General features: G+C 59.8%; 11 protein-coding genes and 1 other RNA gene. 4 read left to right on the forward strand and 8 right to left on the reverse strand.

Annotation, left to right across the window (positions count from 1 at the left end; all coding sequences use genetic code 11):
• Nucleotides 1-42: 42 nt before the first annotated feature.
• Entirely contained in the window at nucleotides 43-1812 is a 1770-nt protein-coding gene (locus tag RGM3321_RS08705) for an ABC transporter transmembrane domain-containing protein (RefSeq protein WP_244392631.1), read from the reverse strand.
• Between the two features lie 281 nt (nucleotides 1813-2093).
• On the opposite strand from RGM3321_RS08705, the gene RGM3321_RS08710 reads away from it, so the two are divergent.
• Nucleotides 2094-2264, forward strand: coding sequence for a PA1571 family protein (locus tag RGM3321_RS08710; protein ID WP_002552821.1), 171 nt, complete (start codon nucleotides 2094-2096; stop codon nucleotides 2262-2264).
• Nucleotides 2265-2336: 72 nt separating this feature from the next.
• Here the strand turns inward: RGM3321_RS08710 and pdxB are convergent, their stop codons facing one another.
• The 4 genes from pdxB to dnaX all read right to left on the reverse strand — a co-directional run bounded on the left by pdxB (nucleotide 2337) and on the right by dnaX (nucleotide 6581).
• A complete protein-coding gene (gene pdxB, locus RGM3321_RS08715) occupies nucleotides 2337-3479 on the reverse strand; it encodes a 4-phosphoerythronate dehydrogenase PdxB (protein ID WP_244392632.1) in 1143 nt (380 codons plus the stop codon).
• A gap of 89 nt (nucleotides 3480-3568) precedes the next feature.
• Nucleotides 3569-3823 carry a sulfurtransferase TusA gene (gene tusA / locus RGM3321_RS08720; RefSeq protein WP_002552819.1) on the reverse strand — a complete coding sequence of 85 codons (255 nt, stop codon included), beginning with the start codon at nucleotides 3821-3823 and terminating at the stop codon, nucleotides 3569-3571.
• Between the two features lie 156 nt (nucleotides 3824-3979).
• A complete protein-coding gene (locus RGM3321_RS08725) occupies nucleotides 3980-4306 on the reverse strand; it encodes a YbaB/EbfC family nucleoid-associated protein (protein WP_002552818.1) in 327 nt (108 codons plus the stop codon).
• A gap of 61 nt (nucleotides 4307-4367) precedes the next feature.
• On the reverse strand, nucleotides 4368-6581 hold the full coding sequence (gene dnaX, locus RGM3321_RS08730) for a DNA polymerase III subunit gamma/tau (protein WP_244392634.1): 2214 nt from the start codon (nucleotides 6579-6581) through the stop codon (nucleotides 4368-4370).
• A 109-nt stretch (nucleotides 6582-6690) separates the two neighbouring features.
• On the opposite strand from dnaX, the gene RGM3321_RS08735 reads away from it, so the two are divergent.
• Nucleotides 6691-7476, forward strand: coding sequence for an ABC transporter substrate-binding protein (locus RGM3321_RS08735; protein WP_244392635.1), 786 nt, complete (start codon nucleotides 6691-6693; stop codon nucleotides 7474-7476).
• Nucleotides 7477-7569: 93 nt separating this feature from the next.
• Nucleotides 7570-9255 (forward strand): acid phosphatase, encoded by a 1686-nt coding sequence (acpA, locus tag RGM3321_RS08740; protein WP_244392637.1) that lies wholly within the window; start codon nucleotides 7570-7572, stop codon nucleotides 9253-9255.
• Nucleotides 9256-9272: 17 nt separating this feature from the next.
• Here acpA and RGM3321_RS08745 read toward each other — a convergent pair whose 3' ends face one another.
• On the reverse strand, nucleotides 9273-10397 hold the full coding sequence (locus RGM3321_RS08745; protein ID WP_244392639.1) for a mechanosensitive ion channel family protein: 1125 nt from the start codon (nucleotides 10395-10397) through the stop codon (nucleotides 9273-9275).
• Between the two features lie 302 nt (nucleotides 10398-10699).
• An RNA gene (ffs, locus tag RGM3321_RS08750) (signal recognition particle sRNA small type) lies at nucleotides 10700-10796 on the reverse strand.
• A 226-nt stretch (nucleotides 10797-11022) separates the two neighbouring features.
• Between ffs and RGM3321_RS08755 the strand changes: the two genes are divergently transcribed.
• Nucleotides 11023-11574 (forward strand): GNAT family N-acetyltransferase, encoded by a 552-nt coding sequence (locus RGM3321_RS08755; RefSeq protein WP_244392640.1) that lies wholly within the window; start codon nucleotides 11023-11025, stop codon nucleotides 11572-11574.
• Here the strand turns inward: RGM3321_RS08755 and RGM3321_RS08760 are convergent.
• Nucleotides 11568-12731, reverse strand: a complete 1164-nt coding sequence (locus tag RGM3321_RS08760; protein WP_244392696.1) for a putative zinc-binding peptidase — start codon at nucleotides 12729-12731, stop codon at nucleotides 11568-11570. The two genes, RGM3321_RS08755 and RGM3321_RS08760, sit on opposite strands and share 7 nt — an antisense overlap.
• Between the last annotated feature and the right edge of the window lie 478 nt (nucleotides 12732-13209).

The following is a 13209-nucleotide window of genomic DNA, read 5'->3' on the forward strand; positions in this document are numbered from 1 at the left end:
TGACCTCCCACATTGCCCGCACACCTGCCACCCCGCCCCGTTCTATTCGACGCCAGCATTGAACTGCAACGCCGCCAGACGTGCGTAGAGCGGGTTGCCGGCGATCAGTTGCTGATGGGTACCGACCGCCACAAGCCGGCCCTGATCCATCACGGCAATCCGGTCGGCATTCTGTACAGTGGCCAGTCGATGAGCGATGACCAGCGTAGTACGGCCATGCATCAGGCTTGGTAAGGCTTGCTGAATCAAGTGCTCACTTTGCGCATCCAGCGCACTGGTCGCCTCGTCCAGTAACAGGATCGGCGCATCGACCAGTAACGCGCGGGCAATCGCCAGACGCTGCCGCTGTCCGCCGGACAATCCCACTCCGCCCTCACCCAGGTGCGTACCATAGCCGTCGGCCATGTCGAGAATGAACTCGTGCGCATGGGCAATGCGCGCCGCCGCCTGTACCTGCTCAAGGCTCGCAGTGGCGTTACCGTAACGAATGTTGTCCTCGACACTGCCGAAAAACAGCGCGGGTGATTGTGAAACCAGCGCGAAGCAGCGGCGCAGATCGTGCGGATCGAGCTGTGCGATCGGCACGCCCTCGATCAGGATGCGCCCCTGAATCGGGTCGTAGAAACGCAGCAGCAGGTCGAGGATGGTCGACTTGCCTGCTCCGGAGGGCCCGACCAGCGCCAGGGTCTCACCGGGTTCGATGTTCAGGGTCAGGTTATCCAGCGCATTGCGCTCGGGACGCGAGGGGTAGGCGAAAGTGACGTTTTCCAGCGCCAGACGCCCGCTGATGCGGTGCGGCAGGCTCTGCAGGTCAGTGATAGGCACGCTAATCTCGCTACGTGCCTGAAGCAGCTCGCCGATCCTCTCTGCGGCACCGGCGGCGCGCTGCAAATCGCCAATCACCTCGCTCAACGTGCCGAACGCCATACCGACCATCAGTGCGTAGAACACGAACGCTGCCAGCTCACCGCTTGATATGCGGCCGCTGATCACGTCCATACCGCCGACCCACAGCATCACCGCCACCGCACCCAGCACCAGAACGATCACCAGCGTGATCAGCCAGGAGCGCTGCAAAATCCGTTTGCGAGCGGTCTCGAACGCCTGCTCCACCGTATGCGAAAAACGCTGCTTGTCCTGTTGCTGATGGTTGTAGGCCTGCACCGTCTTGATCTGCCCCAACGCCTCGGCCACGTAGCTGCCCACATTGGCGACCCGGTCCTGGCTCTCGCGCGACAGGTTTCGCACCCGCCGTCCGAACATGAGGATGGGCGCGATGATCAGCGGCAACGCCACCACCACGATGCTGGTGAGCTTGGGGTTGGTGATGAACAACAGCACGATGCCGCCAATGACCATCAGTGCGTTGCGCAGGAACATCGACAGTGACGAGCCGATCACCGACTGCAACAACGTGGTATCAGCGGTCAGCCGCGACTGGATTTCCGAACTGCGATTGTTCTCGTAAAAGCCCGGATGCAGCTCTATCAGGTGATCGAATACTTTCTTGCGCAGGTCGGCGACCACGCGCTCGCCGATCCATGACACCAGATAAAAGCGGGCGAACGTTCCGATGGCCAGGCCGACCGTCAGCAGCATGAAAAAGCCGATAGAGCGCTCGAGCAACTGCGGCGAGCGGGTCATGAAGCCCTGATCGACCATCAGCTTGATGCCCTGGCCGATCGACAACGTGATGCCCGCGGTAATGACCAGTGCCAACAATGCTCCGAACGCTTGCCAGCGATACGGCGCAATGAAGCTCGCAGCCAGGCGAAGGGCCTGGCGGTGACGTCGCGTGATCAGTGAAATCATGAAGCCTGCCTGTTTGCCCGATCTTTCTGAATGGCGAAGCCTACACCTGTCATGCACGGCTCGCTGTGCATCATTTCGAATGAACTTGCGCCCGGCTTCAAAGGTCAGGTTATAACTGCTTTACAGAGGCCGCTATAAGACATCGATCTAAACGCCTGCTGGCAGATTTGCATCATTTCTGTTGCACTGAGAACGCGTTTGAGCGGCTGACAGCACCTGTCACGGACCGGTCATCAAGCGCGGTTAATTTAACGCCGTTACCTGATGAAAGGAGAAACACCATGAGCCTGCAAGAGCGCAGCAACGAAGTTCCAGTCGTTCGAGCCACGCCCAATCTGCCGGTTGGCGGTGCAATTCTCGACGAGCACGGGCAAGAAGTCCTGATCACTGAAGCAATGGTTCAGGCTGCCTGCCAGGAATGCGACAAGAACTGGGTAACCCCGGAAAAATAAAACCGAACCGTGCCAAATGCCTTGAAACCCGACCCTGAGTCGGGTTTTTTATGCCCCGCGTTTACCGGACGATCAGACCAGTACGGCCCCCAGCGCCCGCACGAGTTGCGTCAGCTCCCCGGACTCACCTTCCACGCGGACCTTCAGACCTTCGATTTCCCGACGTGGCGGGTAATGCTTGCGCAACGCATCGAAGGCCAGGCGCTGGCTGGCAGTGTCACCGGTCAGGCTGCGACGAAAATCTGCATCATCACGCCGCGGGTCGTACACGCCACGGCACAGCATGTTAAGTGCCCAGACCGGATCGCTGTCAGCATCGAGGCTGACCTGCGCGAGCCAGGGTTTGGGCAGCAGATCGTGCAGTTTTATCACCGCAGGCTGACCCAGAAAGGCACACAGCGCCTGATAGATCTGCGCAGTGCCCCGCTGCCTGCCATCAAGGCTGTAACCGGCGATGTGCGGCGTACCCAGAACGCACAGGTCGGCCAGCGCCACGTTGACCTGCGGCTCACCTTCCCACACATCCAGCACGGCTTGCAGGTCTTCGCGCTCAAGCAGCACGTCGTGCAGCGAAGTGTTGTCCACCACGGCACCACGGCTGGCATTGATCAGCCAGGCGCCCTGCCTGAGTTGGCGCAAACGGGTTTCGTCGAGCAGGTGCCAGGTTGCTGACGCCCCGGTCTTGCTCAACGGCGTGTGCAGGCTGATGACGTCACAGCGCTGCAATATCTCGTCAAGGCTGACGAAGTCACCGCCTTCGGCAGATTCGCGTGGCGGATCGCAGACCAGTACGTTCCAGCCAAGCGCCTTCAAGACATCGACCAGACGCCCTCCCACCTGCCCTGCACCGACCACACCGTAAGTACGTTGCGCGAGGTCGACGCCTTCGATTTCAGCCAGGGTCAGCAGGCTGCCGAGCACGTAATCCACCACGCCGCGCGCATTGCAGCCCGGTGCGCTGGCCCACTGGATACCGGCTTGCTGAAACCCGTCCAGATCCAGATGATCGGTGCCAATGGTACAGGTGCCGACAAACCGCACCGAGCTGCCTTTGAGCAGCTCACGGGTCACGGGGGTCACGGAGCGCACCAGCAGGATGTCGGCGTTCACCACCGCAGCACGATCTATGGCGCGCCCCGGCAAGCGATGAATCTCACCGAAATGGGCGAAAAAAGCGTCGAGCAGGGGAATATTTTCGTCAGCAACAATGCGCATGGAAGACTCTCTGGGTCTGGCGAACAGGGACCGGTCCCCAGCGGGAACAGGTGCGTCGTGAACCGGCGCGGGTTGCAGCGATGTAACAATCAATCGGGCTTTTTGCGTATCCAGTACAGGAACGTGCCCTCTTCGGCCTGCTCCGCAACCAGCTCATGCCCAAGAAAAACACAGAATTTCGGAATATCACGGCGCGTGGAAGGATCGGTCGCGATCACCTTGAGCAGGCCACCCGCAGGCAAGTCACGCACCTTTTGATGCAGCATCATCACCGGTTCCGGGCAGAACAGCCCGACAGCGTCCAGCACGGCGTCAACGGTGAGGTTTTCAATGGGCTCAGACATGGGGCACTCCAGAGGCGGGTGACGATTGTCGCTCAATTCAGTCGGTCAGGCCAAATACTGATGGTTGTACTGAAGCCCAACGGCGGCGCGCGGCCAGACAGCAGACAGAAAAATGCCAGGCACATGGCCTGGCATTGATCGTGACCCAGGTGACCGTCAGAACGGCAGTTTCATGCCCGGTGGCAATTGCATGCCTGCGGTCATGGAAGCGGTCTTGTCCTGGCTGGCTTGCTCGATCTTGCGCACAGCGTCGTTGACGGCGGCGGCAATCAGGTCTTCCAGCACTTCCTTGTCTTCCTGCATCAGGCTGTCATCCAGATTGATGCGCTTGACGTCGTGACGACCGGTCATCACAACGCTCACCAGGCCTGCGCCCGATTGACCGGTGACTTCCGCGTTGGCCAGTTCTTCCTGCATCTTGGCCATTTTTTCCTGCATTTGCTGCGCCTGCTTCATCAGGCCAGCCATGCCACCTTTCATCATGGGATATCTCCTCGAAAATGGATGGTTCGTTTACGCGGCGCCAATGGCGCCCTGTCTTCAGTTATTGAGTCTGCACCGCAGGCGCGTCCACAGGCTGGATCGTATCCTCCCGGATAACAGCGCCAAACTGCTGCAGCATCTGCTGGATATACGGGTCGGCCTGGATCGAGGCTTCGGCCTGACGCTGACGCTCGGCACGCAGTCGCGAAGCAGCCTGGGCAGGGGTTTCCTGCTCGGGTTTGATCAGCTCGATACTCAGATTGATCGTGCGCCCATGGTACTGGTTCAACGCATCGTTCAGGCGGCGCTGCTGGGTCGAGTTGAACAGGGCACTGTGCGCCGGGTCCAGGTGCAGCAGCCAGTTATCGCCATCGACCGCCATCAAGGTGCAGTTGGCCGCAATGCTGCCGGTCATGCCGGAGATCGGCAGTTTGGGGAATACCTCCAGCCAGTCGGCAGCAAGGCCGGTGGCTGGTTTGGCGGCCGGAGCGGGCTCGGGCTCGACCGCTTCAAGCTCGACGACGCTCTCGTGGGCCAGTTCATCCAGATAGCTATAGGAGGCCGGGTCGATGTCGATATCCGGCTCGACGTAATCGTCATCCGCTGGCGGCTCGTCATCGCGCCCCATTGGGCCGGAATCCGAAGACATCGAATCCGGATTCATGGACAGATAGGCCGAATCAGGAATGGCTTCAAGCATCGCCGGTGTAACCTGCTGCTCGGCAACCGGCTGCGCAGGTTCCGCCTCCGGCGCGTCTGGCACTGGGCTGGCGGGCGCAGGCGCCGGCATTGGCGTCAGGTCTGGCTGTTCGGAGACAGTCTCCAGAACCGGCTCGACTACCTGTTTTGCAACAGTGCCAGTGCCAGGTGCGGGTTCAGCGTTTTTTTCGGCAACCGGTGCCTTTGGCTCATTCCACGGCAGATCGACTTCTTCGACAGGCTCGGGCTGGGCTTGCGGCTGTGACTCTGGCTGTACAGCGGGCTTAGCTCGTGCAGCAGCGGCCGGCATCGGGGTAGCTGCGGGCGGCAGCGCTTCGAAGGCCGGATCGGGCGCAGCCATGACCGGCGCTGTTGAAACTGCGGGAGCTACCGACGCAACAGGTGTCGCATCGGCCACTGCTTTTCGGGAATCAACCGTGGCCTGGTTGATCCCCACCGGCTTTAGCGGCTGCCTCGGCGCATCGTCGTTATCGGCCGGGCGGAACGCCAGCATCCGCAGCAGAACCATCTCGAAACCGCCACGCGGGTCCGGGGCCAGCGGCAAGTCACGACGACCAATCAGGCCCATCTGGTAATAAAACTGCACGTCTTCGGCAGGCAATGCCTGGGCCAGCGCCAACACCCGGTCGCGGTCGCCATGCCCGTTGTCGACGCCTTCCGGCAACGCCTGGGCAATCGCCACGCGGTGCAGAACATTGAGAATTTCCGAGAGCACGCCATTCCAGTCAGGCCCCTGCTCGGCCAAGTGACGTACCGCCTCCAGCACACCGCGAGCGTCGCCTTCCAGCAACGCAGTCAGCACATCGAACACCTGACCGTGATCCAGCGTGCCGAGCATGGCGCGCACATCGGCAGCCAGGACCTTGCCTTCACCAAAGGCAATGGCCTGATCGGTCAGGCTCATCGCGTCACGCATCGAACCGTCGGCAGCGCGCCCGAGCAGCCACAGCGCATCGTCTTCGAACGGCACATTCTCGACGCCCAGCACGTGGGTCAGGTGCTCGACCACACGTTCTGGCGTCATGTTTTTCAACGAGAACTGCAGGCAACGCGACAGAATGGTCGCGGGCAGCTTCTGCGGATCGGTGGTGGCGAGGATGAACTTGACGTAGGGCGGCGGCTCTTCAAGCGTCTTGAGCAAGGCGTTGAACGAGTGACTGGAAAGCATGTGCACTTCATCGATCAGGTAGACCTTGAAGCGACCGCGACTTGGCGCGTACTGCACGTTATCCAGCAGTTCCCGCGTATCTTCGACCTTGGTGCGGCTGGCGGCGTCGATCTCGATCAGGTCGACGAAACGACCTTCATCGATCTCTTTGCACACCGAGCAAGTGCCGCAGGGCGTAGACGTAATGCCGGTTTCGCAGTTCAGGCACTTGGCGATGATCCGCGCGATAGTCGTCTTGCCGACGCCCCGCGTGCCGGTGAACAAATAGGCATGGTGCAGGCGTTGGCTGTCCAGCACGTTGATCAGGGCCTTCAACACATGAGCCTGGCCGACCATTTCGCGGAACGAGCGCGGACGCCATTTACGTGCAAGAACCTGATAACTCATTTAAAACCGTCGCAACTGGTAAGCGGAAGACCGCCAATGCTAGCCGAGCAGGGGCAAAATTGCATCTGGTGTGCGTCTCTATTGTGGCTAAGCTGAGCAAATGAATCTAATGACACGCTTTAAACGGACGTTTGCAGAGCCTCGGCTACCTCGTGCAGCCGTGGCGTGCATGCTATTGCTGTCGACGCAGACCGTCAGCGCGGCCAAAGCTACTCTGGACTTCGCGGTCAACGAAGGCTGGACCATGCCGATGATGCATATCACCGACTTTCGGCCCGAATCCGGCATCCTGTTCGACATTATGCAAAGCGTTGCGCACCATGTCGGCCTCGAAGCCAGGTACCACGTGATGCCGCGCCTGCGCATCCAGTCGGCGCTTGAGCGCGGAGAAGTAGACATGCATTGCTACAGTTCACAAGCCTGGTATCCCGATCTGTCCGGGGATTACCTCTGGAGCCTGCCGATTCTCTATCAACGCGACTGGCTGGTCGCTTCAGCCGAAACGGCTGCGGGCCCATACCCAGAGCAGTTCGATAATGAAACCGTCGGCACGGTACTTGGCTACAACTACTCTGCCCTGCAGCATCTTTTCGACAATCATCAACTTATACGTGAAGACGCGCGCACGCAGGACCAGACGCTCGGCAAGCTGATGGCTGGACGCTACAACTACGCCGTGACCAACCAGCTGATCCTCGAATGGACCAATCGAAACCTGCCTGTCGGCAAAAGACTGAAGCCCATATCGATGGTCGCCGAGCAGCCTGCGGCCTGCCTGGTGCGCAACGACCCTGATCTGCCGGTAGGTAAAATCTTGCGCACGCTGGTGCGAATGCGCCTGTCGGGCGAGATTCAGCAAATCATCGATCACTACACCGCGCCCACGACCCCGTGACCCTTCATCTGCGGTGTAGCAATAGCGTCATATTCCATAGTTACGCTCGCCTGAAATCTTTGGTAATACATTAACCAGCACGAGTATTTGGCGATGAGCGACAGACCAGACGACGAAGACACCAACAACAACCCCAGCCGCCGTCGTTTTCTGGGCGGGATGGCTGCGCTGGGCGCAGGCGTCACGCTGAGCAGCTACGTGTCGGCCCACGAGAAACAGCCCGCCGACAACGACAAGCATCATCATCTTGCCGGGCCGGCGCTGGACCGGGCCTTGCGCGAAAACGTGAAGACCATTGTGGTGATCTACGCCGAGAACCGCAGCTTCAATAACCTGTTCGGCGATTTTCCCGGGGTCCAGAAGCCACTCTCGTCGCTCAGACCTTCCGACTATGAACAGCGCGACCGCGACGGCACGCTATTGTCCAAACTGCCGCCAGCTTGGGGTGGTGTATTGCAGGTCGGGCCACAAACAGTTGACGGCGTGACCTACCCGGCCGGCGAGCAGTTTCAGAAAGACCTGCCCAACGCTCCCTTCCCGCTCAAGGGGCCGAACGGTGAAGACCTGCCGCTGAGTCTGGTCACTCGCGACCTGTGGCACGTTTTCTATCAGAATCAGATGCAGATCAACGACGGCCGCAATGATCGATTCGTCGCTTGGGCCGACGCTGGCGGACTGACTATGGGCAACTACGCACAGACTCAGTACTCGCTGCGCCTGTGGGACGTTGCCTCGGAATTCGTGCTGTGCGACAACTTTTTTCAGGGTGCATTCGGCGGCTCGTTCCTCAACCACCAGTACCTGATTTCAGCCACCGCGCCGATTTACCCTAACGCTGCCGAGTCTCCGGCCAAATCCCAGATCGCAACCCTGCAGAGTTTCAACCCGCAGGACCCGCGCCTCAAGCCACTGGACAAATCGCCTGCCAGCGCAATGGAGGGGCCACCGCAGTTCGGTCCCAGCGCCATTACCCCGGACAACTACGCCGTCAACACCATGGCCCCGCCCTACTGGCCAACCTGGCTGCGCGACCCGCAGAACCCTGATTATTCCAAGCCGGACCTGCCCAACGTGCTGGTTCCGCAAAGCCACGAACACATCGGCGACAAACTGTCGAAAAGGAACGTCGACTGGGCCTGGTACGCAGGGGCCTGGCAAGTGACGCTGGACGAGTTCAAGGACTCCACGGGAATCCCGAAAATCCCTAACTTTCAATATCATCACCAGCCGTTCAACTACTTCAAGCAACAGGGTCCGCAAAACCCTGAAGAACGCAAAAAACGTCTGCGTGACGGCGGCTTGGGTGACGAGTCGAGCACCAACCGCTTCCTCGCCGATGCCGAAGCGGGCAAGTTGCCCGCCGTGACCTTCTACAAACCCCAGGGCAACCTGAACATGCACGCCGGTTATGCCGACGTGGCTGCGGGTGACCGGCACATAGACCGGGTGATCAAGGTGCTGCGCAAGAGCCCGCAATGGGACAACATGGTAATTGTCGTGACAGTGGACGAGAACGGCGGCTGGTGGGACCACGTCGCACCGCCCAAAGGCGACCGCTTCGGCCCCGGCACGCGTATTCCGGCGCTGGTCATCTCACCCTTCGCCCGCAAAGGCAAGGTGGACCACACGGTTTACGACACGGCCTCGATCCTGCGCCTGATTACCCGTGTGCATAACCTGGAAAAACTCGACGGCCTGAAACGCCGCGACGACGCCATGATCGCGCGCGGCCAGGCCCCCATGGGCGACCTGACCAACGCATTGCACTTTCCTGCCTGATTGCGGTGCTATAGGGCTCAGGTACTCGCGTCGGCTGCCTCCAGTGCAGTCGGACGCGACGTCTTGACCGGTGGCAGGGACGCCACATAGACCGTGCGGGACGGAAACGCGAAACGCACATCCAGTTCGGCGAAGGCTTCCATGATGTCCAGATTGATCGCCTGCTGCACATCCATATAGACGTTGTAGCTGGGGTCGAGAACGACAAAGACGGTCTCGAACTCCAGTGACGTTTCGCCAAAACCACGGAAATGCGAGCGGTCGAAACGGGCGAGTTTCTGCGCGTTGATGATCGTCTCGACTTTCTTTGGCACTTCTCGTATCTGATCGACAGAGCAGTCATACGTCAGCCTGAATTCGAAGACAATGCGCCGCTCCTGCAAGCGTTTGTAGTTCTGAATGGTGTTGTTGATCATGTCGGCGTTGGCCATCACGATCTGCTCGCCCCCCAGGCTGCGGATGCGCGTGGTCTTCAGACCGACATGTTCGACCGTACCGGACAGCGCGCCGACCACAATGAAATCGCCGACTTCGAAAGGCTTGTCCACTGCGATGGAGAGTGAGGCAAACACATCACCCAGAATGTTCTGCACCGCCAGCGCAACCGCAATACCGCCCACCCCGAGGCTGGCCACAAACGCAGTGATGTTGACCCCGACGTTCGACAGCATCGCCATGACCACCGTGGCCCACAGCCACACTTTCGCGCCCCAGAGGCTCAACGTGGCCAGCGCACTGCCCTGAAAGGTGCCGCCGGCGTTGTGACGCACGAAATAGCGCTGCAAGGCGAGCGCGATCGCCCGGTTCGCCCATAGCCCGACCTGCAATGCCGCGACTACGAACCACAGACTGCTGACCCGCCCGAGCCAGCGTTCCGGCAGATCGAGCATGCCGATGCCGATCAGAATGGAAGCCAGCAGCAATAACGTATTACTGGTGCCCGACAGCACCTGAACCACGATGTATCGCATATGCGTGCTGGGTGCCTGGGCACGCGAACGCATCTTTCTGAGCACAAAACCGATCACGCCCCTGACCAGAATAAAACTCAGGGTCGAGGCAAAAATAGCCAGTATCCAGTTGGCGAGCGAAATGCCCAGAAATTGCGAGTCTGTGAAAAATCTGATGATGTCCTGTTCCATCCGGCCCCCGGCTCCACTGCTACGAGACGCCTGACCGAAAAGCCTGTGACACCCGCAGCGACTTGAATTGCCCCTTGCCGTAAAACGGTTTCAAGCGACGCGTAAGGGGTTAGGTGGCACATGAACGAGGGTTCAGACGAGTTCGGATCGCATTACCAGCAGCTTTCACATCGGGCATGCCATACAGACGCAGGAACAGCTAACGCACTCGGCATACGGAGACGGTTGGGTGGTAATCGGGGATGTGGAGATTTCAGTGCAACTGCGTCGAGGGCCGACTAAGGATTTCGTTAAGGTGGTGCCCCCACCAGCCACACCCCGGCACACAATGTTCCCGCTGTGGCTGCTTCCTTCCGGATCTGACCAGGTTCACGGGTAATCGTTGCGGGGGGACCGATGGGGTCACCATAACGACACTCACCAGTTGGCGAGCCGCGCCATTGTACCGGTCTGGCGTGAGTTTACAACCGTTGGTTCGGATAAAAATTTCGAGGGGGCTCAAGCACTTGTGTGCCGGGGCTGAAACGCAAAGCGGTATCGGCCGTCGGTGTGACAAATCCTCGAAACACCTTTATCCGATCCTGTACCCTGCCCGCCTCAATAATAATCAGCCAGCAGGTTGCTCATGCAGACTCGATTGGTCGGCTACCACGATCTCAACACCTTTCAACGTCAACAGCTCGAACACCTTGAAGTAACGCAGGAGCAGATGCAGTTCTCCGGCGATATTTACACTGCGCTCAATACTCTGCTGGTCAACCCCAACCCGAATGTTTGTGGCTTTGTGCTTTTGGGCGACGATAAACCGGTGGGTTTTTTCCTACTCAAGCGCGGGGACTGTCTGCCGAACTGGGCTCAGGAGACGCTGGCTGCGACGCTGCATGCGTTGCAGATCGATCACCGCGAACAGGGCAAGGGTTTAGGCAAAGCGTGCTTGCGGGCATTGCCTGCGGCGCTGCGCCTGAAGTGGCCGGACATCACGCATTTGATGCTCTCGGTAGATGCAGACAATAGCGCTGCTATCGGGCTTTATGCGGGTCAGGGCTGGGTGGACACCGGAGAGGCTTATCGCGGAAGGATCGGTTTTGAGCGCAGGCTGGTGCTGACGCTTGGAGCCGCTTTTGAACAAAGGCCTGACACGCAGCTGAAGCGTGTCAGGCACGGCCTGGGTTATTGAGCCTGCAACACCTCGTCGGCCTTGCCACCCGCATCCTGAATCACCAGGTGGATGAAATGCAGCTTGGCGATTACCGCAGGAGGCAGCACGAACGGATAGAAGTCCGGCTGGCCCATGCTGCGTGACAGCTCGTTGAGCATGCTGGCCAGTTCGATCCAGGCGTTGACGAACGACAGGAACGCCGGGCCGCCTGGGTGCTGTGGATCGTAGAGCACTTCCAGCGGGAATGGCTGGTAGTCCAGCTCCATGTCGCGGGCGCTCATGCCAAAACCCAGGGCGGTGTCGACCGCGTCCATCATGTGCAGGTAGTGAGCCCAGGTTTCGGCCCAGTCTTCCCACGGGTGCATGGTCGCGTAGGCACTGACGAAGCTTTCCTGCCAATTGTCGGGCGCGCCGTTTTTGTAGTGGTGATCAAGCGCATCGGCATAGCTGGCGCGCTCGTCGCCGAACAGATTGCGGCAACCGTCCTGCCAGTGGGTATTGGCGATCAGCCGATCCCAGTAATAGTGACCGACTTCATGGCGGAAATGGCCGAGCAAGGTACGATAAGGTTCATGCATCTGCACGCGCATCGCTTCGCGGTGTGCGTCGTCGGCTTCCTCGATGTTCAGGGTAATCAGGCCATTGGCGTGGCCAGTGGTCGGCAGCTTGCCTTCCAGATCGACACCGACAAAGTCAAAGGCCAGCCCGGCTTCTTCATCGACGCTCTTGGGGATGACCTGCAACCCCAAGGAAATCAGCTGTGCAACCAGACGACGCTTGGCGGTCTCGACCTTGCGCCAGCGCTCGCCATTTTCGGCGATGGACAGGTCGGGAATGGTACGATTGAGGCTGCACGCAACGCAGAACTCACCGGCGTTGTGCTCCGGAAACAGCCAGTTACAAGCTGCCGGGGTATCGAGGTTGGCGCAACGCCGATACAGACCGGCACCCGGCTCGTCGCTCAGGCGCCAGGTAAGCTCAGGCCCCGCTTCAAGCGTAGCCACGCGGCCCTGCTCGGGCAGGTAACCCAGCGCAGCCGAACAGGCCAGGCATTGGGAATTGGGGAAAAACACCGACTGGCCGCATGTGCACTGCCAGACCTTACTGTTACGTTTGGATTCGCCGACAAATGGGGCGGTAATGCGTGAACTCAATTGCTCGAAAAAGCGGTACATGGCGATCTCCCGTTGGCCTTGCATGGACTAGATCATGCCTACGCTTCAGGGGTTCAAAATATTATCGAACGGTGGGGACGGATAGCGTCGACGGCGTTTGCGTGGGCGAAAACGGTGCACCGCACGGTAGTTGAGATTATCGTTGCGCACGCTCCAGCGTGGGGGTGCCGTGCGTGACGCTCCGCGTCACAGATCTGCGCCGCACCGCACGTTCAAGATCGGACGCAGAGCGTCCAGAACGGCATGCGACGCGGAGCGTCGCACGATAATCAAGACATGCCTAAGCAGAGCATCGCGCGGTAGCTGGGATTATCGTTCTGCACGCTCCAGCGTGGGAATGCCGTGCGTGACGCTCTGCGTCACAGATCTAAGCCGCACCATCACACTCAAGATAGGACGCAGAGCGTCCAGAACGGCATGCGACGCGGAGCGCCGCACGATGATCAAGACATGCCTAAGCAGAGCGTCGCACGGTAGT

Source organism: Pseudomonas sp. RGM 3321 (genome assembly GCF_022836805.1).
Taxonomy (GTDB): Bacteria; Pseudomonadota; Gammaproteobacteria; order Pseudomonadales; family Pseudomonadaceae; genus Aquipseudomonas.

Coding starts and splice junctions, on each gene's coding strand:
- RGM3321_RS08705 (WP_244392631.1), bottom strand. CDS start 1,812: ATGATTTCACTGATCACGCGACGTCACCGCCAGGCCCTTCGCCTGGCT.
- RGM3321_RS08710 (WP_002552821.1), top strand. CDS start 2,094: ATGAGCCTGCAAGAGCGCAGCAACGAAGTTCCAGTCGTTCGAGCCACG.
- pdxB (WP_244392632.1), bottom strand. CDS start 3,479: ATGCGCATTGTTGCTGACGAAAATATTCCCCTGCTCGACGCTTTTTTC.
- tusA (WP_002552819.1), bottom strand. CDS start 3,823: ATGTCTGAGCCCATTGAAAACCTCACCGTTGACGCCGTGCTGGACGCT.
- RGM3321_RS08725 (WP_002552818.1), bottom strand. CDS start 4,306: ATGATGAAAGGTGGCATGGCTGGCCTGATGAAGCAGGCGCAGCAAATG.
- dnaX (WP_244392634.1), bottom strand. CDS start 6,581: ATGAGTTATCAGGTTCTTGCACGTAAATGGCGTCCGCGCTCGTTCCGC.
- RGM3321_RS08735 (WP_244392635.1), top strand. CDS start 6,691: ATGACACGCTTTAAACGGACGTTTGCAGAGCCTCGGCTACCTCGTGCA.
- acpA (WP_244392637.1), top strand. CDS start 7,570: ATGAGCGACAGACCAGACGACGAAGACACCAACAACAACCCCAGCCGC.
- RGM3321_RS08745 (WP_244392639.1), bottom strand. CDS start 10,397: ATGGAACAGGACATCATCAGATTTTTCACAGACTCGCAATTTCTGGGC.
- RGM3321_RS08755 (WP_244392640.1), top strand. CDS start 11,023: ATGCAGACTCGATTGGTCGGCTACCACGATCTCAACACCTTTCAACGT.
- RGM3321_RS08760 (WP_244392696.1), bottom strand. CDS start 12,731: ATGTACCGCTTTTTCGAGCAATTGAGTTCACGCATTACCGCCCCATTT.